This is a genomic window from Acinetobacter sp. C26M (assembly GCF_023702675.1).
Taxonomy (GTDB): Bacteria; Pseudomonadota; Gammaproteobacteria; order Pseudomonadales; family Moraxellaceae; genus Acinetobacter.
In genome coordinates, this window is sequence record NZ_CP098478.1 from 303,845 (window position 1) to 323,971 (window position 20,127).

At 38.9% G+C, this 20,127-nt stretch carries 15 protein-coding genes; 13 read left to right on the forward strand and 2 right to left on the reverse strand.

The genetic code is table 11. The annotated features are described in order from the left end of the window. Nucleotides 1–3 precede the first annotated feature (3 nt). The 13 genes from aroK to NDN11_RS01495 all read left to right on the forward strand — a co-directional run bounded on the left by aroK (nucleotide 4) and on the right by NDN11_RS01495 (nucleotide 17,344). Entirely contained in the window at nucleotides 4–564 is a 561-nt protein-coding gene (gene aroK, locus NDN11_RS01435; protein ID WP_251110569.1) for a shikimate kinase AroK, read from the forward strand. A gap of 20 nt (nucleotides 565–584) precedes the next feature. Next, complete coding sequence (gene aroB, locus NDN11_RS01440; RefSeq protein WP_167248609.1) at nucleotides 585–1,667, forward strand: 3-dehydroquinate synthase; 1,083 nt, start codon at nucleotides 585–587, stop codon at nucleotides 1,665–1,667. Nucleotides 1,668–1,686: 19 nt separating this feature from the next. Continuing rightward, nucleotides 1,687–2,553 (forward strand): hypothetical protein, encoded by an 867-nt coding sequence (locus NDN11_RS01445; protein ID WP_251110570.1) that lies wholly within the window; start codon nucleotides 1,687–1,689, stop codon nucleotides 2,551–2,553. Between the two features lie 453 nt (nucleotides 2,554–3,006). Then, nucleotides 3,007–7,485 carry a glutamate synthase large subunit gene (gene gltB / locus NDN11_RS01450; RefSeq protein ID WP_251110571.1) on the forward strand — a complete coding sequence of 1,493 codons (4,479 nt, stop codon included), beginning with the start codon at nucleotides 3,007–3,009 and terminating at the stop codon, nucleotides 7,483–7,485. 71 nt (nucleotides 7,486–7,556) lie between these two features. Continuing rightward, the gene (locus NDN11_RS01455) at nucleotides 7,557–8,978 is read left to right on the forward strand and encodes a glutamate synthase small subunit GltD family protein (protein ID WP_251110572.1); all 1,422 of its coding nucleotides are present in this window, start codon (nucleotides 7,557–7,559) and stop codon (nucleotides 8,976–8,978) included. Nucleotides 8,979–9,161: 183 nt separating this feature from the next. Next, nucleotides 9,162–10,568 (forward strand): MFS transporter, encoded by a 1,407-nt coding sequence (locus NDN11_RS01460; RefSeq protein WP_251110573.1) that lies wholly within the window; start codon nucleotides 9,162–9,164, stop codon nucleotides 10,566–10,568. Between the two features lie 117 nt (nucleotides 10,569–10,685). Continuing rightward, a complete protein-coding gene (locus NDN11_RS01465) occupies nucleotides 10,686–11,576 on the forward strand; it encodes a metal-dependent hydrolase (protein WP_251110574.1) in 891 nt (296 codons plus the stop codon). A 172-nt stretch (nucleotides 11,577–11,748) separates the two neighbouring features. Continuing rightward, nucleotides 11,749–12,339, forward strand: coding sequence for a LemA family protein (locus NDN11_RS01470; protein ID WP_033132630.1), 591 nt, complete (start codon nucleotides 11,749–11,751; stop codon nucleotides 12,337–12,339). A gap of 36 nt (nucleotides 12,340–12,375) precedes the next feature. Further along, nucleotides 12,376–13,434, forward strand: coding sequence for a TPM domain-containing protein (locus tag NDN11_RS01475; protein ID WP_251110575.1), 1,059 nt, complete (start codon nucleotides 12,376–12,378; stop codon nucleotides 13,432–13,434). Next, on the forward strand, nucleotides 13,428–13,988 hold the full coding sequence (locus NDN11_RS01480; protein WP_251110576.1) for a TPM domain-containing protein: 561 nt from the start codon (nucleotides 13,428–13,430) through the stop codon (nucleotides 13,986–13,988). Before NDN11_RS01475 ends, NDN11_RS01480 begins: the two co-directional genes overlap by 7 nt. A gap of 422 nt (nucleotides 13,989–14,410) precedes the next feature. Beyond that, nucleotides 14,411–14,845 (forward strand): pilin, encoded by a 435-nt coding sequence (locus NDN11_RS01485; RefSeq protein ID WP_502801363.1) that lies wholly within the window; start codon nucleotides 14,411–14,413, stop codon nucleotides 14,843–14,845. 54 nt (nucleotides 14,846–14,899) lie between these two features. Next, nucleotides 14,900–16,756, forward strand: a complete 1,857-nt coding sequence (locus NDN11_RS01490; RefSeq protein ID WP_251110578.1) for a hypothetical protein — start codon at nucleotides 14,900–14,902, stop codon at nucleotides 16,754–16,756. Between the two features lie 159 nt (nucleotides 16,757–16,915). Continuing rightward, nucleotides 16,916–17,344, forward strand: coding sequence for a pilin (locus NDN11_RS01495; RefSeq protein WP_251110579.1), 429 nt, complete (start codon nucleotides 16,916–16,918; stop codon nucleotides 17,342–17,344). A gap of 5 nt (nucleotides 17,345–17,349) precedes the next feature. Here NDN11_RS01495 and NDN11_RS01500 read toward each other — a convergent pair whose 3' ends face one another. Both NDN11_RS01500 and NDN11_RS01505 read right to left on the reverse strand, forming a co-directional pair. Then, on the reverse strand, nucleotides 17,350–18,972 hold the full coding sequence (locus NDN11_RS01500) for a hypothetical protein (protein WP_251110580.1): 1,623 nt from the start codon (nucleotides 18,970–18,972) through the stop codon (nucleotides 17,350–17,352). Nucleotides 18,973–19,265: 293 nt separating this feature from the next. After that, nucleotides 19,266–20,120 (reverse strand): decaprenyl-phosphate phosphoribosyltransferase, encoded by an 855-nt coding sequence (locus tag NDN11_RS01505; protein WP_251110581.1) that lies wholly within the window; start codon nucleotides 20,118–20,120, stop codon nucleotides 19,266–19,268. Between the last annotated feature and the right edge of the window lie 7 nt (nucleotides 20,121–20,127).

Below are 20,127 nucleotides of genomic sequence, written 5' to 3' on the forward strand. Positions count from 1 at the left end.
GCAATGAATATAGGTGGCGCGTTGCCAAGCAAAGCGTTTGAAACCCTACCAAATATCTATTTGGTAGGGCCAATGGGGGCAGGAAAAACAACAGTTGGTCGGCATTTAGCAGAATTACTTGGTCGGGATTTTATTGATAGTGACCATGAGATCGAGCGTAAAACAGGTGCGACAGTTCCATGGATCTTTGAAAAAGAAGGGGAAGCTGGCTTCCGGTTACGTGAGACCAATGTTTTAAATGATCTCACTTCTCGTTCATTGTTAGTGTTGGCAACGGGTGGTGGTGCTGTTACACAACCGAAAAATCGTGAATTTTTAAAACAACGTGGAATAGTTGTTTATCTTTATACTCCTGTAGAGCTACAGCTGCAGCGAACCTACCGTGATAAAAATCGCCCATTATTACAAGTCGAAAATCCAGAGCAAAAATTACGTGATCTATTGGCGATCCGCGATCCTTTATATCGTGAGGTTGCACACTATATAATTGAAACGAATCAAGGCGCAGCACGGGATTTAGCACAGCGTATTTTGCAAGTCATTTTATCTAAACAAATTAAGTAGTTTCTGGTTGGTCTAAGTTTATGCAAACGTTACATGTTGAGTTAGGTGATCGTCGTTATCCAATCTTTATTGGCAGTCATTTAGATCCCAAAACCTTACTTGAGCCGTATCTACATGGTCGTCAAATCATGTTGGTATCCAATACAACGGTTGCACCACTGTATTTACAACATTACTTGGATGCATTAACCCAGCTAGATAAGCAAGTGGCGCAATGTATTTTGCCAGATGGCGAGAAATATAAAGACATCCAGCATCTGAATTTAATTTTTGATGCTTTGCTTGAAGCTGGCTTTAATCGTGATTGTACGGTTTTAGCTTTAGGTGGTGGTGTGATTGGAGATATGGCTGGTTTTGCATCTGCATGCTTCCAGCGTGGTGTAAATTTTGTTCAAGTGCCAACGACTTTATTGTCGCAAGTTGATTCCAGTGTTGGTGGTAAGACTGGAATTAATCACCCCCTAGGTAAAAATATGCTGGGTGCTTTTCAGCAGCCACAGGTGGTGCTTGCTGATATGGCACAGCTAGATACCTTACCTGATCGTGAGCTTTCTGCAGGTTTGGCTGAGGTGATTAAGTATGCCTTGCTTGGTGATGTTGATTTCCTTGTTTGGTTAGAGCAAAACATGGCTGCCTTGGTTGCTCGTGATGCAAATCTCTTGGCTGAAGCTGTCTACCGTTCATGTGCGCATAAAGCACGCATTGTTGCCAATGATGAAAAAGAACAGGGTGAGCGTGCTTTACTTAACCTTGGACATACCTTTGGTCATGCGATTGAATCTTATCTAGGTTACGGCACTTGGTTGCATGGTGAGGCAGTTGCAACAGGTATGGTCATGGCTGCTGATTTGTCACAGCGTTTAGGCTGGATCTCTACGGAAGATTTACAACGTACAAAAAATATCATTCAACGCGCTAATTTACCGATATCATGTCCAAAAATTCCATTAGATGAGTTCTTGGCTTATATGTCGCATGACAAAAAGGTCTTAAATGGTCAGTTACGTTTGGTTTTATTGAAAAAATTAGGACAAGCGGTGATTACCAAAGACTTTGATATTGAGCTGATGAAACAATCTATTCTTGCAAATCAATCTGCATAATTAATCATTTGGGAAAAGCATGGCTGTATCACGATCAATTTGGCAAAATATTCAACAATATAGCTGGCTGGTTTTTGCCGTAGCTTGTTTAATTGCTGCATTGGTATTTTGGGGTATTACCGACAGTAAGGCCTTGGTCGAAGAAGAACAGCCATCTCAAACTGAAACCCAAGTTCAGATTCAGCCAGAAAAGGTTGCTGCGACGGCACATTTGGGTGCGCTTTCGGATGAAGTTAAACCTTTGGATTTAACCACTCGTGTCGTCGTTTCCAATGATCATGCACCTGAGTTTCGTGGCACTAAGTTTATTAAGGAAAATCAGCGCCAATGGACCATGGAAGTTTTCCGTAGTACAGACGAAGCGATTGTGAAAAACTTTTTGTTAAATCGTGAAGATCGCAGAAAGTTTGTCTATTTCCGTTTGAGTGGTGAAGATCAGGTTGAGCAATATGTTCTCGCTTATGGTGTGTTTTCTAGCGCTGAAGATGCGAGTCGCCAATTTGCACAATTGAACTTGGAATTGCCTGAGACCATTCAGCCAACTGCTCATCAATTATCAAGTTACGCAGCTTTGGTGAATGATTTGGGTTCTGATGAAATGAAGTCGGCAACCAATCAACTCTATGCTGTTCAGTTAAGGCCTGCTGCATTGCCGCGTGTGGATGAGAGCTTACTCATAGGAAGTACGAGTTCTCAAGCAACGACAAGCGCACGTAGTGCAGATACATCAACGACAGTGAAAACCACAGTGACACAACGTGATGCACAGGGCAATGTGGTGAACGTGAAGCAAACTCAATCGGCACCAAAACCAGCTGCAACTACCGAAAAAATAAAAGAAAGTTCAGATGTTTCGAAGCGTGAAGTGAGTGATCCTTTTAATTAGCATTGCACCATAATTGCGCATTTATGGTTCTTTTTATGGCGGTGTGGTAGTTTTTGGTGCATTTTTACGCACAAAAATGCGTGCATTCATCCCCGTATCTTGATGTTATTTTAACTTTTTTAATGATTTAGTAAAAACATGCCTATATGGCATGTTTTTTGCTTTTTTGTGGTGCTAATTTGTCTGCTCATTGCCCTGTTTTGTGCTAAACAGTTCATTAATTGGGTGAAATGGAAAGTTTTTGTGCTTTACAAACATAGGTGAAGGTGTAATAACTGAAAACACTTTATAGGGTGCAATCTTGTAAAGGAAAGACGTATATTGCAAATTCGCCAAGAAAAATGTTTTCGCGAAGCATTGAACTTTGTATGAGTTAATCGGCAATATCGCAGAAAATGAATTGATTGTTTGTTGCTCGAAAGAGCCATGTTGAAAGAAGGGTACGCTATGCACATGCCATCGCCTAATACTGTAGCTCCCGCTCAAGGTTTATATCAGCCTGACGAGTTTAAGGATAACTGTGGTTTTGGTCTGATTGCCCACATGAAGGGTGAATCAAGCCATCATCTGGTCGAAACTGCGATTCACAGTTTAAGTTGCATGACGCACCGTGGAGGTATTGCCGCGGATGGTAAGACAGGAGATGGTTGCGGATTGTTATTGGCAATGCCGAAGCAGTTTTTCCGTGATGAAGCTCAAAAACTAGGTAGTAACCTGACCGAGATTTTTGCTGCAGGTACTGTATTTCTGAACATTGATCCTGCTTTAGCACAACATGCAAAAAGTATTTTGAATAAAGAAATTGCTGCTGAAGGCTTAACTGTTGCAGCATGGCGTATTGTACCAACAAATAATGATGCCTTAGGTGAGATTGCGCTGCAATCATTGCCTGCATTTGAACAAATTTTAGTAAATTGCCCAATGGGTTTAACTGAAGTTGAGTTTAACCGTAAGCTCTTCTTGGCACGTCGTCGTGCAGAACAACAATTACAGAACGATCCACTTTTCTACGTGACGACTTTGGCAACTACTGTCATCAGCTATAAAGGCTTGATGATGCCAGCTGCAATTGCTGACTTCTATACTGACTTGGCGGATGTACGTTTAAAGTCACATATTGTGGTGTTCCACCAACGTTTCTCGACCAATACCTTGCCACGTTGGCCATTGGCACAGCCATTCCGTTACCTTGCACACAATGGTGAAATCAATACCATTACCGCAAACCGTAACTGGGCATTGGCACGTACGCCAAAATTTGAAAATCCATTACTTCCAGGTTTAACTGAGTTAAATCCAATTGTGAACCGTACTGGCTCGGATTCATCAAGCTTGGACAACATGCTTGAAATCTTGGTTGGCGGTGGTATGGACTTATTCCGCGCGCTACGTATGTTGGTTCCACCAGCATGGCAAAACGTTGAAACTTTAGATGCCGACCTACGTGCTTTCTATGAGTTCAACTCTAAGCACATGGAAGCTTGGGATGGCCCAGCGGGCTTGGTAATTCAAGATGGCCGTCATGCGATCTGTATGCTTGACCGTAATGGTTTACGTCCAGCACGTTGGGTGATTACCAAGAATGATTACATCACGCTTGCGTCTGAAATTGGTGTGTGGGGTTACGAGCCAGAAGATGTTGTTTCTAAAGGCCGTGTTGGCCCAGGGCAAATTTTGGTGATCGACACTTTGACTGGAAAAGTGCTGGATACCAAAGATGTCAGCAACCATCTTAAAAACATGCGTCCATACCGTGAATGGTTACGTGACCATGCCATCCGTTTGCAAGCTAATCCTCAACTTGAAGAGCAGTTGCTTGATCAGGGTTTAACAGGTGATGCATTAAAAGCTGCGCAAAAAATGTTTATGGTGACATTTGAAGAGCGCGACCAGTTATTGCGTCCAATCGCGGAAAGCGGTCAGGAAGCGGTAGGCTCGATGGGTGATGATACGCCAATGGCAGTATTGTCTCGCCAAGTTCGTCATGTATCTGATTACTTCCGTCAACAGTTTGCGCAAGTGACCAATCCACCGATCGATCCATTACGTGAATCAATTGTAATGTCGTTGGAAACCTGTTTGGGGCGTGAACAGAATGTGTTTGAGCAAGGCCCAGAACATGCGGACCGTATCATCATTTCAAGCCCTGTATTGTCAAATTCGAAAATGCAGCAGCTTCGTGATGTTGAAAAAGAACGCGAAGGCTATGGTGTTGTTGATATCGATCTGAACTATGCAGAAGCTGAAGGTCTGCAAGCAGCAATCGCACGTATATGCGAAGAAGCGGCACAAGCTGTTCGTGATGGCAAAACTTTGATTGTATTAATGGATAAAAATCTCCGTGAAGGGTTCTTGCCTGCAAACTCTGCATTGGCGACAGGTGCAGTACACCATCATTTGATTAAAACTGGTTTGCGTACCGATGCAAATATTTTAGTTGAAACGGGTTTTGCCCGTGATCCACACCAATTTGCAGTCTTGTTAGGCTTTGGTGCAACAGCGGTGTATCCATATCTCGCTTATGATGTGATCAATGACTTGGTTGCGAAAGGTGAACTTTTGGGTGACCCAATCCACGCACAAGCCAACTTCCGTAAAGGGATCGAGAAAGGCCTATTGAAAGTCCTTTCTAAAATGGGTATCTCTACAGTTGCCTCTTATCGTGGTGGGCAATTGTTTGAAGCAGTGGGTTTATCATCTGAAGTTGTTGATAAGTGTTTCCTTGGCGTACCAAGCCGTATCCAAGGTGCAACTTTCGCTGACCTTGAAAATGATCAGAAAAAATTGGCAACCACAGCTTGGCAGCATCGTAAACCGATTGATCAAGGTGGTTTGCTTAAATTCGTATTTGGTAAAGAGTATCACGCGTTTAACCCAGACGTGATTAACGCTTTGCATAAAGCGGTGCGCTCTGGTCAATACATTGACTTTAAAGAATATGCAGAGCTGGTGAATAACCGTCCTGTTGCAACGATCCGTGACTTATTTAAGTTAAAAACAGCAAACTCGATTGCATTGGATCAAGTTGAAACGATTGAAGATATTCTTCCACGCTTTGACTCTGCAGGCATGTCTTTAGGTGCATTATCACCAGAAGCACATGAAGCAATTGCAATTGCCATGAATACCATTGGCGGTCGTTCAAACTCGGGTGAGGGTGGTGAAGACCCTGCGCGTTATGGCACGATTCGTAACTCGAAAATCAAACAGATTGCATCAGGTCGTTTTGGTGTAACTCCAGCATACTTAACCTCTGCTGAAGTATTACAGATTAAAGTGGCGCAGGGCGCAAAACCAGGTGAAGGTGGTCAGTTACCAGGGGGTAAAGTGAATGGCTTAATTGCACGTTTACGTTACTCAGTACCGGGTGTGACCTTGATTTCACCACCACCGCACCATGATATTTATTCGATCGAAGATTTATCACAATTGATCTTTGACTTGAAACAAGTCAATCCTCAGGCGATGGTATCGGTAAAATTAGTTTCTGAACCAGGTGTTGGAACGATTGCGGCAGGTGTTGCAAAAGCGTATGCCGACTTCATTACCATTTCTGGTTATGACGGTGGTACAGCAGCATCGCCACTTTCATCGATTCACCATGCGGGTTCACCATGGGAACTTGGTTTAAGTGAAGCACATCAGGCGCTTCGTGTGAACGATTTGCGTGGTAAAGTGCGTGTTCAAACTGATGGTGGTTTGAAAACAGGTTTAGACGTGGTGAAAGCAGCAATTTTAGGTGCTGAAAGCTTTGGCTTTGGTTCGACCCCAATGATTGCATTAGGTTGTAAATACCTGCGTATTTGTCACTTGAATAACTGTGCGACAGGTGTTGCAACGCAACAAGACCATTTACGTCAAGAGCATTATATTGGCGAGCCAGAAATGCTGATCAACTTCTTCAAGTTTATCGCAGAAGAAACACGTGAATGGTTAGCTGCATTGGGTGTTGCATCACTGAAAGACTTGATTGGTCGTGTTGATCTACTTGAAGTTTTACCGGGTGAAACAGACAAACATGCGCATCTAGATCTCAGTGCACTATTAACGTCGCATCCTTCTGCTGAAGGCAAGGCGCAATATTGCCAAGTTCAAGGTAATGCACCATTTGATAAAGGTGTGTTGGCGGAGAAAATGGTGGCAGAGATGTTACCTGCAATTGAAGCAGGTGCTGGCGGCTCATTCAACTTCACAGTAGGGAACTGTGACCGTTCGATTGGTGCGCGTATTTCAGGTGAAATTGCACGTCGTTATGGCAACTTGGGTATGGAAAACAACCCAGTGGTGATGAATCTAGTTGGTACAGCAGGTCAGTCACTTGGTGTTTGGAACGCAGGTGGTTTGCATATCAAACTGGAAGGTGATGCCAACGACTATGTCGGTAAAGGTATGGCTGGTGGTCGTGTATCGATCTTCCCACCAAAAGGTTCACCATTCCAAACCCAAAATACCGCGATCATTGGTAATACCTGTTTATATGGTGCGACTGGCGGTAAAGTCTTTGCTGCAGGAACTGCGGGCGAGCGTTTTGCGGTTCGTAACTCAGGTGCTTTTGCGGTGATTGAAGGTGCGGGCGACCACTGTTGTGAATATATGACAGGTGGTGTGGTGACAGTACTTGGTAAAGTGGGTCATAACTTCGGTGCAGGTATGACCGGTGGTTTCGCCTATGTACTTGATCTTGATAATGACTTTGTTGACTACTATAACCACGAACTTATTGATCTAAATCGTATCTCTACAGAAGCGATGGAAGACCACAAAGAAAACTTACTGCGTATTCTTGATGAACATATCCAAGAGACGGGTAGTGCTTGGGCCTACAAGATCCGTAATGAGTTCGACTTCTATAGTCGTAAGTTCTGGCTTGTAAAACCGAAAGCTGCTAATTTGCAAACGCTTTTGAAAACAACCCAAGCTGATCCACAATAATTCCACGACTGCATAGATATAGGCAGGTGCAGAGATGAATGACATCGCTGCGCCTACCCACGGAGAGAGACATGGCAGAGCGCCTTAATAATGACTTTCAATTTCTGGATGTAGCACGCCAAGATCCAGAGAAAAAAGATATTACTGTCCGCAAGGCAGAGTTTGTGGAAATTTATAAACCTTTTACTGCGGAAGTGGCTGCAAATCAGACCCACCGTTGTTTAGGTTGTGGTAACCCATATTGTGAGTGGAAGTGTCCTGTACATAACTACATTCCAAATTGGTTAAAGCTGATTGCAGAAGGTCAAATTTTCCAAGCTGCTGAACTGTGCCACCAAACTAATACCTTGCCAGAAGTTTGTGGTCGTGTCTGTCCACAAGACCGTTTGTGTGAAGGTGCATGTACCTTAAATGATGGTTTTGGTGCAGTGACTATTGGTAATGCTGAAAAATATATCAATGATACTGCGTTTGCTTTAGGCTGGCGTCCAGATATGTCGGGTGTCAAATGGACTAATAAAAAAGTTGCGATCATCGGTGCAGGTCCTGCAGGTTTAGGCTGTGCGGATATTCTGGCGCGTGGCGGGGTTAAACCTGTTGTATTTGATAAGCGCCCTGAAATTGGTGGCCTCCTTACATTTGGTATTCCAGAATTTAAAATGGAAAAAGATGTGATGAAACGTCGTCGTGAAATTTTCACGGGGATGGGCATTGAATTCCGTTTAAATACTGAAATCGGTGTGGATGTGACCATTGAGCAATTGCTTGCAGAATACGATGCCGTGTTTATGGGTATGGGAACTTATACCTATATGAAAGGGGGGTTCCCAGGTGAAGACCTTGATGGTGTTTACGATGCCCTAGATTTCTTGATTGCCAACGTCAACCGTTGCCAAGGCTGGGAAAAAGATCCAAGCGAATACATCAGTGTCGATGGTAAAAAGGTGATCGTGCTTGGCGGTGGCGATACCGCAATGGACTGTAACCGTACTTCATTACGTCAAGGTGCGCATGATGTCACTTGTGCTTATCGTCGTGATGAAAGCAACATGCCAGGTTCTGCACGTGAAGTGAAGAATGCCTATGAAGAAGGTGTAAAATTCCTATTCAACCGCCAACCAATCGAGATTGTTGGCGAGAACGGTAAAGTGACTGGTGTTAAAGTGGTAACTACACAAATGGGTGAGCCTGATAGCCGTGGCCGTCGTAGCCCTGAACCTGTTCCAGGTTCTGAAGAGGTTCTACCAGCAGATGCCGTATTATTGGCATTTGGTTTTCGTCCAAGTCCAGCGGATTGGTTCGGTGGTGCAAATGTGAGTTTAGATGGTTCAGGTCGTGTCGTTGCGGCTGAACAGCAAGAGTTTAAATTCCAGACTTCGAATCCGAAAATCTTCGCAGGTGGGGATATGGTACGTGGTTCTGACTTGGTAGTGACTGCAATTTGGGAAGGTCGTCAAGCTGCTGAAGGCATTTTGGACTACCTTGGCGTGTAAGCTCTCTTTAATATTTAAGTTCTAAAAGCCCAAGCCTTGTGCTTGGGCTTTTTTTATTTTGTTGATGGCCTGAGGCATTTAGCTTGATGACTAGAGGGAATAAAAACTTTAACAAGTGTTCAATAAATTGCTATTCTATTATTGATAATGATTATCAGTTGTTAAGAATAATTAGAGAAACTTATGACATCAAAACTCAATGACAGGCTGTTAATTGCGGCACTCTATACCAGTACTTTTCTCTGTTTAGTTGATTTAAGCAGTGTCAATTTGGCTTTAAACGCAATCCAGACACAGTTCAATAGCCATCTCGCAGATTTACAGTGGGTGATTGATAGCTATGCGCTGAGTATGTCGAGTTTAATGCTGGCAGTGGGTGCTTTAAGTCAGTGGTTAGGACGTAAACGTCTGTGGTTGACGGGGGTGGTGATATTTATCTTTGGCTCGGTGATTTGTGCCGCAGCGCCTGATTTTAGTTTATTGATAGCTGGGCGAGTGATTCAGGGTGTTGCGGGAGCAATGCTGATTCCATTGACTTTGGCGATCATTGTGCATCATTTTACCCAAGTCGATCGCAAAGCACGAGAAATTGGTAACTGGAGTTCATTTAGCGCTTTTGCCTTGATTATTGGACCATTGATAGGTGGCCTCATGGTGCATTATTGGGGGTGGAAAAGTATTTTCTGGTTAAATCTACCCGTTGGATTGTTGGCATTGTTTTTAGGTTGGAAAGGCATTGTTGCCGATGAGGATCAGCAAAAAATGAGTTTTGACTATTTAGGGCTGATTTACAGTGTAGTGGCAATTGCAACCTTGACCTATAGCATTATCATGGTACAGCAAGCACATATGGGTTATCTGATAGTTTTTAGTTTTCTACTTTCGATTATCTTTACTCTGATTTTTATTCGACATCAAAATAAAGTTTTGCATCCTTTGGTTCCACGCCATTTACTTCATAACCGCATGTTTTTGCAGTTTAATTTGATTTCATTTTTATTAGGATTTGCGGGATATAGCTCTTTATTTGTTTTTGCGCTGTTTTATCAGGAGCAAGTTCATTTAAGTGCAGCGCAAGCAGGTTGGTTGATCGCTCCGCAATTTCTGATGCAGGCGTTAGTTTCCATTTGGTTTGGGCGATTGCAGCAAAGCTATGGTGTGTTGTCATTGCTTCGAATCGGTTTACTGATCTCAGGCTTTGCATTGATTGCGATGGTCAGTTTCCAGAGTAATTCATCTTATCTGTTATTTATTGGCTTAAGTGGCATGATGGGAGCAGGTATTGGCTTGATTGTACCGAGCTCCAGTACCTTGAGCCTACATGCGGTATCGCAGGCAGATGCAAGCTTTGCTGCGGCAATTTTAAATATGCTCAGACAACTTGGGCTGACTTTTGGGATTGCGGTATTGGGAACGCTGACTGCATTTATCATTGAATGGACAGTTGGGGTACTACATTATTCCATGGCCCAGGCTCAGTTATTGGCCTTTCATATTGTGGTCGCAATCATGGGTGGGCTTTTTATAGCAGCTATGCTAGGCCTGAGGAAAATTAAACAACAAGAATGTGTCGCCCCGATATCATCGTAATAGACCAATCATCATTTTGGTAGTTTTGGCAAACTTTATAAGCTTTTTTGCCCTGTCTTTGCCATTTTCCCAGCGCAATACTCGAACCCAGTCTAGGAAATGATGCAGGCAATCGAGATGGCTCTTGCAAATGTGAATGTGGAAAAAAATTATTTAAATCGCCCCAAAGCATTGGGAATTACAGTACGACGTTTGCAATTTAACCCGAAGAAAATCAAACGACATTATTTTGCTAATTCTCCTGTCATGTCGCATTTACTCACGGCACTGTCTTCAACATTTCCGATAGGAGAACAGTATTTTGTGAATAGTGTGCGCAATGTCCGCGATAAAGTACAAGATCCACAATTACAAGCACAGATCGCAGCCTTTATTGGACAAGAGGCGATGCATTCGAAAGCGCATACCGAATTTAATGATGCATGGCGGCGTGATGATTATAATCTCGATCGTTTTCAGGCGTGGTTGGCGAAGCGGGATGATATGCTGCGAAATATTCATCCGAAATTACAACTGGCCTTGACCTGTGCCTTTGAGCATTTTACTGCAATGTTAGGTGGCTATATTTTAAAACATCCAGAAATACTCAGTACGCTAGACGATGATGCAATGAAACTTTGGGTCTGGCATGCAATTGAGGAAATCGAGCATCGTTCGGTGGCTTTTGATGTCTACCAAGAAGTATATGGCGATGATCGTATTCGACGGTTGCTGATGCGTAGCGTGACTACAGGCTTTGCTAGCCTGACTTTTTACGCAACTACTCGTTTGATTTGGCAGGATAAATGGAAGAGCTTACCGAAATTGGGTGGTAATCTATTTGGGATGTATTTACTGAGCAAAATGTTATTACAGTTGATTCCTGAATATTTATCTTATTATCAAGCCGATTTCCATCCAGCGAAACATGACTACACTGCATTGGTAAATTACTGGAAAGGGCGTATGGCAGATGAATATGGTATGGTAAGTTTCCAAGAAGACACTGCATCTAAAATCTATAGTTAATTCAAAATTAAAACTTTGTGCTTAGCATGGCATTACATCAATATTCTTGAGTAATGCCTTTTTTGTTTAAAATCAGATAAAGCAACTTTAATAAATGTTACACAGCTGTCAAAAAATCTCATTACAATGAATTATAGCAAAAATATAAAGAAAAACCTGAGGATAAATTTTTATGAAAATCATCAAACAGACAGCACTCGCAACAGTATTGGCAAGTACATTGTTATTTACTGGTTGTGGTTATAACACTTTGCAAGTTAAAGACGAAGCTGTGATTGCTTCTTGGTCTGAAGTTCAAAACCAATATCAACGTCGTGCTGATCTTGTGCCAAATTTAGTCAATGTGGTGAAAGGCTATGCCAAACATGAAGAGCAAGTTTTGGTTGAAGTCACTCAAGCACGTTCTAATGTTGCGGGCTTAAAAGTTGATAAAGAAGTGTTGGAAGATCCAGCACTATTCGAGAAATACCAACAAGCGCAAAGCCAATTAACAGGAGCGTTGTCGCGTCTCATTGCGGTTTCAGAAAATTATCCTGATTTAAAAGCCAACGAGCAATTCCGAGATTTACAAGCTCAACTTGAAGGTACTGAAAACCGTATCGCGGTTGCACGTAACCGTTACATTACAACGGTTCAAGATTACAACGGCTATGTCCGTCAATTCCCTCAAGCGTTGACTGCTAAAGTCATTGGCATGAAAACCAAAGAAAACTTTAAAGCGGAACAGTCTGCACAGCAAGCTCCAACAGTTTCATTTAATTAAGATCTGAAATTGTTTCGAACTGTGAGGAGTCACCGTATGTTGAATGTGTTTAAGCAGAGAGTCTTGCCTGTTTTTACCATCGTTTTTGCGACATTGTTTTTCCAACATACGGTTTGGGCAGAAGTGGCGACTGCAACTGATCAAAGTGACTTGATCGTTGCGGGAAAAATTATTCAAGAACAGCAAAAGAATAAGCCCACTGCTGCGCCAGCGACGCAAAATGCAGAAACTCCTGCATTGCCACAAGTGGCCAATGACATGGCAGAAGGCGAATCAATCCGCGATTTGCCCACATTAAATCAACCTGTGATTGATCAGGCCAAAGTCTTGAGTGATGCTGAAATGCAGCAACTCAATCAGAAAATCCTTAGTTTGTATCAGCAAGGTAAAGCGCAAATTGGGGTGATTATCGTACCAACGACTGGGCAAGAAGCAATTTTTGATTTTGCTTTGAGAACAGGTGAAAAATGGCAGCTTGGCTCAGCAAAACGTGATAATGGCTTGTTAATGGCGATTGCAGTCAATGATCGTAATATCCAGATCTTGACGGGTTATGGTTTGGAGGGCGTGCTGCCTGATGTGGTATTGAGTCGGATTATCCGCAATCAGATCACCCCTTATTTTAAACAAGGGCAATATGCACAAGGTATTTCTGCTGGGTTGGATGAAATTAGTCGTATCGTTAACTTAGATCCTGAGATTGCGCAGCAAGCCGCACAAGAGTTGAAAGATCGGCATGAGCAAGCGATACAAGCCCAACAAGCCAAAGATAATACACTCACTATGGCACTATTTATCCTGATTGCAGGTGTAGTCGGTTCATTTATCGTGGGTAATCGTCTAAGTGCTTCGACCGCAGCCGTGGCTGCAACCGTTGCAGGTTTGGTCAATGGTGCTGGCCTAGTGATGAGCTTACTGCTTGGTGTCGGGATTTTCTTTTTATTGATTACTTCACTCGCACAGTTGATCTTCCAGATGTTCTTGTCTGGTGGTGGCCGTGGTGGTGGTGGCGGAGGATTTGGTGGCGGCAGCGGCGGTGGTTATAGCGGCGGTGGCGGTAGCTTTGGTGGGGGAGGAGCATCAGGCTCATGGTAACCAAGACAGATACAACACAGATTATTACTCAACCTAAATTGGATGAGCAGGTACAGCCGAGTTTAAAACGTTGGTTTAAGCATTTCCTCTATGTCTCTTCGGCACATCGGTACTTTAGTAAGCAGGATCGTATCGAGATTGCCAAAGCAGTACAGCAAGCGGAAAAGGGGCATGTAGGAGAGATTCAGGTGGTGATAGAAGGACATATTCCATGTTCACAAGCCTATCATCAAAATACACGCTTACGAGCGCAGCAATTGTTTGCTGAGCTTGGGGTCTGGGATACTGAATTAAACAGTGGTGTATTGCTCTATCTCAACCTATGCGAGCGTAAAGTTGAAATCGTGATTGATCGTGGCTTAAAAAATGCTACATCTACTGAAACATGGAATGAGATTTGTCAGCGTATCGTGCTGCAATTGGCCCAGAAGCAGTATCTACACGCAGTGAATAATGGAGTTACGGAAATTGGGCAAGTGTTAGATCAGTATTATGTGAAAACTGAGTTTGATGACCAAAATGAATTGCCGAATGAACCGATTATTCTAAATTAGACGCTATCTTGCCAATTTAAAATTAAGGCTTGTTGTTTTGTTTAAAATCAATTAATGTGCAGAATGTTCTGTATATAAATTCGCTTATCGGTCGATTGTTGCAAATATCTTCTGATAAGCGGTAAAAAAAATATCATTAAATTTTCTGTGAATTGAGTCGCTCAATTTACATACAAGTAGAAAATAGTCAAATTCGTTAGCAAAGAAAATGAATAATTAAGCAGTAAAGATGACGTTATTTGTCATTTTTTTTCTGAAAATGTCTGATTTGATCTTCTTTTGTACAGTGTGAATTTCTTTTAAGTCTCTGTTTTTTTAAGCTAAAATTAGATAAGCTAAGGACTGGCATAAAACATGCTAATTACTAAATAGCTGAAAAAAGCTTATAAAAAAATATCCATTGGAGAAATGTTATGAAATCAATGCAAAAGGGTTTTACTCTTATCGAATTGATGATCGTTGTAGCGATCATTGGTATTTTGGCTGCGATTGCGATCCCTGCTTATCAGGATTATATCACTCGTTCTCAAGTAACAGAGGCGGTAACATTAGGTGGTGGTCTTAAGGCTCCATTATCTGAATATGGTGCCGATAAAAATGCTTGGCCTACAGCTTTAGTTGCACCCACTGTTACCCCGACAACTGGTCAATTAAATGCAACATTAGGTGGCAAATATGCCGCAGTAACGACAACGATTGGTGGAGGATACCCATCAGGTACTGTAACCATTACTATGGGTACTGGTAAAGCTTCTGGTAGCACCTTATTGTTCACTACGGCTGATGGTGGTTCAACATGGTCATGTAATGGTGGAACAATCGATGCTAAATATCGCCCAAATGCATGTAAAAACTAATTGAAATTATTTAAAAAATTGGGACATATGTCCCAATTTTTTTTAGGGGTTATTGTGAAAAAAAATATATTTTATTCTTTAAATATTTTTCTTTCTTTCTTTCTGGTATTACTCTTATATTATAAAGTTTTCTATTATGATTACATCTGGGATGACTTTATTTTATTTGTTAATAATACAAGTCTTTTAAATGAAAAGTTGTCTTGGGAAATAATTTCTAGGCCAGTTTTAGATGGAAGTGCATATTTTCGCCCTTTAGTATTTTTGTCATGGTTTTTAGAGTTTAAGCTGCTAGGACAGTCTCCATTTTACTCTCACTTATTTAATATTTTATTTTTTTATTTAAATTCTTTAATGACTTTTTCTTTGGCAATTAAGTTGTTTGGATTTAAAAGGAAGTATTTAGCTTCTTTTGTACTATTTCTTTATGTGATTAACCCAATACTAATTGAATCTACAGTTTGGATTTCAGGGCGATTTGACCTATTAGCAAGTTTTTTTATTCTGATAGCATTAAATATTTACATTTACTTTAATTCAAGAAAATTTTTTACTTCTTTTTTTGTTGTGTTTTTTTCATTTTTAGGTCTTCTTTCTAAAGAGGTAGCAATAGTTTTTCCTGTACTTCTTTTTTGTTTTTGGGCGTATAGAGAGAATTTGGAAATTCTTAATATCAGTGATTATAAAAAATTCTTTTATGAGAATAAAATAATTTTAATTTTAATTGTAATTTCTTATGTACTTTATTTTATATTAAGGAAAAATGCATTAGGAGTGATTGGTTCCACAACCTATAATGTCGTAACTTTTTCTGAACTTTTAAGTCTTTATGTGCCATTTCAGGCTTTTGATTTTTATGTTAAAAATTTTATTTTACCTGTGTTTTTCATTAAACCTATTAATCCATTGAATTATAACTTATCTTTTGCAGACAAGATTTACTATTTATTAACATTTTCTGTATTTTTTGTGTTTTTATTTTATCTTATTTATAAAAGAGTAAAAGATGTTTGGATGCTAATAGCCACTTTAGTAACAATTTCTTTGGTCTTATATGTTATTCCATTTAATAATGGTGTAAACGTGGGTAATATGAGGTTTATGACTTTAGGTGTTTCATTTTATTCTATATTTCTAGTAGGTTTTTTGAATTTAATATTAAGTTTTGTTAAAGGCTTGAAAAAAAGGATTTTGTTTATTTTTGTTATTATTGTCTTTATATTATTAATGTTAGTTAATTTTTTCCAAAGTATAAAAATATGGCAAAATGAACTTGTTTTATGGAAAAGTGCATATCTTATCGACCCGAGTGATGAAACATCTAAATATAATTATTTAAACTCTCTAATATTAACTGGAGATTTTAAAACAGTAAAAAAAATTTTAGACTCAAATAAGAATGGAATGTCAGGAGGGGAGCAAGCTTTATATGCACATTCATTACTTAATATGAAGGATAAAGAAGGAGTTTTGTACTATCAGGGGTTGGTGGAAAGTTTGCCTAAATATCATGAAAGATATAAATCTATTAGTGATGTAAACACGTTGAGAATATATGCTGATATTGGTTTAACTACGAAAGCTCTCGCTGCAATATATAAAAACTATGCCATGGCACTATTGTTATTTAATAATGATTTTGAGAATGCATATTATTATCAAAATATATCTAAATGGTACTATTCAAAAAATGAAAATTCAGATCTAATTGCTGATGAGTTTGTAATTAATTATTTATCTGGAAATTATGATAAAGCAGATTTAATTTATAGAGAAATCGAAAAATCTAAAAATTTCAAAAAAAATGATAATAAAAATATTCGATCTAACTTTATTGAACAATATTGTCTTAGATTTAGTGGAGAAAATTTATCATGTAATACTTGGAAAAATGATAAGTTTAAGTATTAGAAGATATACAAGTTGACATTCTTTGAGTATAGAGTGCTCAAGAATGTCAACTTGTATCATTTTTTTTTACAATTATTGTTTAAGTATTTGATATTGTTGATCTATTTTTTTGGTATGAATCCTGCTAGTTAATAAGTATATTTACGAAAGGATTAATTCATGAAAGGTTTTACTTTAATTGAGCTGATGATCGTGATCGCAATTATCGGGATATTAGCAGCTGTAGCACTTCCTGCTTATAAAGATTATATTACTCGTTCTCAAGTAACAGAAGCTGTAGCATTAGGGGCTGGGTTAAAATCGTCATTAGGTGAATACGGTTGGAATAATGCCTCTTGGCCAACTACAATACGCCCACCAAATAGTAGTATTAGTTCAACTGAAATTTCCGCAGTATTATCTGGAAAATATGCAAGTGTTTCACCAAGTGTTCAAGGTGTTTATCCAATTGGTACAGTTTCTATAATGATGACAACTGGTGTTACTAGTGGACAAACAATTTTATTTGAAACAGCTGATGGAGCGGCCTCATGGAGTTGTGTAGGAGGAACATTGAATCCAAAATATAGACCCAATGCCTGCCGTTGATTTCTTTAATTTGAAGTGTAAAAATTATTAGGAACCCATAAATTTTTTAAGTTCTTCTCATCATAATTCATCATAAAGTGATGCGGGTAATGTTGAAATGCTTTTTTTGCAACCTCAAAAGTGTTTCCATTATTCCAGTTTAATATAGCTTTAAATCTTCTCTTATCATTTAAGTCTGCTCGGGTAAGTAAATAAACTTGATCTAATACATATCTATCTTCTCTTAATTTTATAAGGTTAGTATTTTTTTCAATACTAGATATATATTCTGAACTAACTGCACGTCTAAAGTGTCCTATTCTCCAATAGCCATAACTCATAGGATGAGCCGCAAGAAAGGCATCAGTTAATCCTAGGCGATCAATGATATGTTTTTCAGGGAAAACTTTACTTGCTATGTAGCCATTAAAGCCCATTGTATATAAGAGTGTAGGTTTTTTTATTGGTTCGTGGAATAATATCCCAGTTTCTAAAAAATGGTTTGCTATAGATATATTTTTCCCTGTTAAATTTGGCCATAGACCAGTTGTTTTATAATAAAAAGCACGCTCATCAGTAAGATCTGAGTTTTGAAGTTGAAAACTTTCTATATCTTTTATGCTATATTGATATAAGTTAAAAAATATTAAAAAAGATGTTATTGTAATTAATTTTATTTCATTGTTATTAATGATTTCTTTGTTTTTAATGATAATAAATATACTTATTACAAAAGGAATTGTCAAGAATCTGCCATACATATAATCTGCACCAACAGAAATTAGATAAATTAAATATAAAAATAAGCCTAGCCCTAGAAGCTTGTTTTTCGTTTTCTTTGATAGAATGGTATATATTAATACACAGTATATAATAAGTGAGGTAAAAGGGTCGTATAAAATATTGCTATATAGGTATTGAAACCCTTGTATTTGTAAATGTGAAGTTGGTATTCCAGTGTTTGTTTTTGCTATAACAGAGTTTGGAAAAAATGATCCATAGTAATATGTAGAGAAAAAACACCAGAGCAAAACAGGTGTAAATCCTAATAATCCTTGTTTGATAGAAATTTTTATTTTCTTTAGCTTGTATGACTCTATAAAGAATATGTAAAAAATTAAAGGAAGTAGTGGTATTATAAGATCCATCCTATTAAGAAACATAGTAGAAGCTATTAAGCTTAAAATTAAGTAAAACTTATTGTTTTCTTTGAGTTTTAGAAATGTATAGAAAAAACAAGCAATTAAGAAAAAACTTGCACTGTTTTCTAGCCCTGAAGAGGAGAAGTCTAAAAAAGCTTTGGAGCTTAATAATAGAAATGCAGTTGATATAAATAATATTTTTTCTCCTTTGGTTAATTGATATAAAATAATTAATGAAAAAAAAGTATAAACAAATCCTATTGTCAATGATAAATAATATAGGTCACTTATTATGTACTTTCCAATGAGTAAATTAAGCATCCAAAAAGGGTGGGTGTAGCTTTGTACTCGTTCATCTATATTCCATCTTAATCCGTAGCCATTGTGAAAATTTTCAATTGTTCTAAATGTAATATAAGCATCATCAGCGACCCAGGCTGAAAATAAATATAGAATTGAAAAAATAGTTAAAACTAACATTAATAAAAATCTTTGATTAAATAGCATCTTTACTCTCAATTATAAATATTAATCATATAACTTAAAAAACAATGATAAAAAGCTTCATTTATAACTTACCTTATTCTCTTGAATGCTAGAGCATTATTTTCCTCCAGAAAAGCCATGAGGCTCACCATATTTTTAACAATCGCGTCATGTTGGCTGCTCAATCTCATATATCTGGTAGGATCAAAAGTAAATCGTTCAGTTTTGATGCTGCTGATAGGGCGGTTAGTGCTGCTGCATACTAACCAAGTTAAAGTAGGGGGAATTAAACAATAATCCATATTAGATCTCCTTTATTTTGTAAATAATAGTCCATAGATACATGCAATTATCCATAGAATTCCTGTGAATAGTATTTGTTTGTCTGACAAGATTGCATCTGTTGGGGATTCACCTTTATTATGTATATCAATGATGTACCAATAGCGGAACATTCCAAAGATTACTAAGGGAATCGTAATAACTAGTTTAGGGCGTTCTAACATTACAAATATGCTATAAAATAGTAATGCACCAATTGCAGACATTTCAGCGTAACGATTCAATAAATAAAGCGAGTAGCCTTCTAATACTTTTCGAGTGGTTGAACCATGTGATGTTAATTCTTGACGACGTTTGATCGATGCTAAATATAATGCGAGGCATAATGTAGTGATAAACATCCAGCTTGAAACGGTTACATTAATTGCTATTGCACCAGCATATACACGGAGCACAAAGCCAATAGCGATTGTAAAAATATCCAGTAAAGGTTGGTGTTTGAGGTAGTTTGAATAAAAAAAGTTAAGTAACATATAGCTCATTATTATTGCGATAACAATAGGAACGAAAAATGCAGCTAAAGTTAGAAATGCATATAAAACAGCCATTAAAATTTTTGCTTTTCGGATAGATAATATGCCAGAAGCAAGTGGGCGTGTTTTACTTTTAATTGAATGTAGACGATCTTTTTCAATATCTTTTAAATCATTTAGGATATAAGTCGCAGAAGAGGCAATACAAAAAAGAAGCATAGCTGTGAAAGCTTGAACAACATTATTTAGGTTTGTAAATAGCCCAGAAAAAAGAAGTGGGGCAAGTACAAATAAATTTTTAATCCATTGCTTGGGCCGACAAAGCTTAATAAGCCCCCAAAAAGTTGAAGACATTAGATGT

Bases quoted from the DNA above. Each gene is read 5' to 3' on its own strand.
- aroK (WP_251110569.1), top strand. From the start codon at position 4: ATGAATATAGGTGGCGCGTTGCCAAGCAAAGCGTTTGAAACCCTACCA.
- aroB (WP_167248609.1), top strand. From the start codon at position 585: ATGCAAACGTTACATGTTGAGTTAGGTGATCGTCGTTATCCAATCTTT.
- NDN11_RS01445 (WP_251110570.1), top strand. From the start codon at position 1,687: ATGGCTGTATCACGATCAATTTGGCAAAATATTCAACAATATAGCTGG.
- gltB (WP_251110571.1), top strand. From the start codon at position 3,007: ATGCCATCGCCTAATACTGTAGCTCCCGCTCAAGGTTTATATCAGCCT.
- NDN11_RS01455 (WP_251110572.1), top strand. From the start codon at position 7,557: ATGGCAGAGCGCCTTAATAATGACTTTCAATTTCTGGATGTAGCACGC.
- NDN11_RS01460 (WP_251110573.1), top strand. From the start codon at position 9,162: ATGACATCAAAACTCAATGACAGGCTGTTAATTGCGGCACTCTATACC.
- NDN11_RS01465 (WP_251110574.1), top strand. From the start codon at position 10,686: ATGGCTCTTGCAAATGTGAATGTGGAAAAAAATTATTTAAATCGCCCC.
- NDN11_RS01470 (WP_033132630.1), top strand. From the start codon at position 11,749: ATGAAAATCATCAAACAGACAGCACTCGCAACAGTATTGGCAAGTACA.
- NDN11_RS01475 (WP_251110575.1), top strand. From the start codon at position 12,376: ATGTTGAATGTGTTTAAGCAGAGAGTCTTGCCTGTTTTTACCATCGTT.
- NDN11_RS01480 (WP_251110576.1), top strand. From the start codon at position 13,428: ATGGTAACCAAGACAGATACAACACAGATTATTACTCAACCTAAATTG.
- NDN11_RS01485 (WP_502801363.1), top strand. From the start codon at position 14,411: ATGCAAAAGGGTTTTACTCTTATCGAATTGATGATCGTTGTAGCGATC.
- NDN11_RS01495 (WP_251110579.1), top strand. From the start codon at position 16,916: ATGAAAGGTTTTACTTTAATTGAGCTGATGATCGTGATCGCAATTATC.
- NDN11_RS01500 (WP_251110580.1), bottom strand. From the start codon at position 18,972: ATGCTATTTAATCAAAGATTTTTATTAATGTTAGTTTTAACTATTTTT.
- NDN11_RS01505 (WP_251110581.1), bottom strand. From the start codon at position 20,120: ATGTCTTCAACTTTTTGGGGGCTTATTAAGCTTTGTCGGCCCAAGCAA.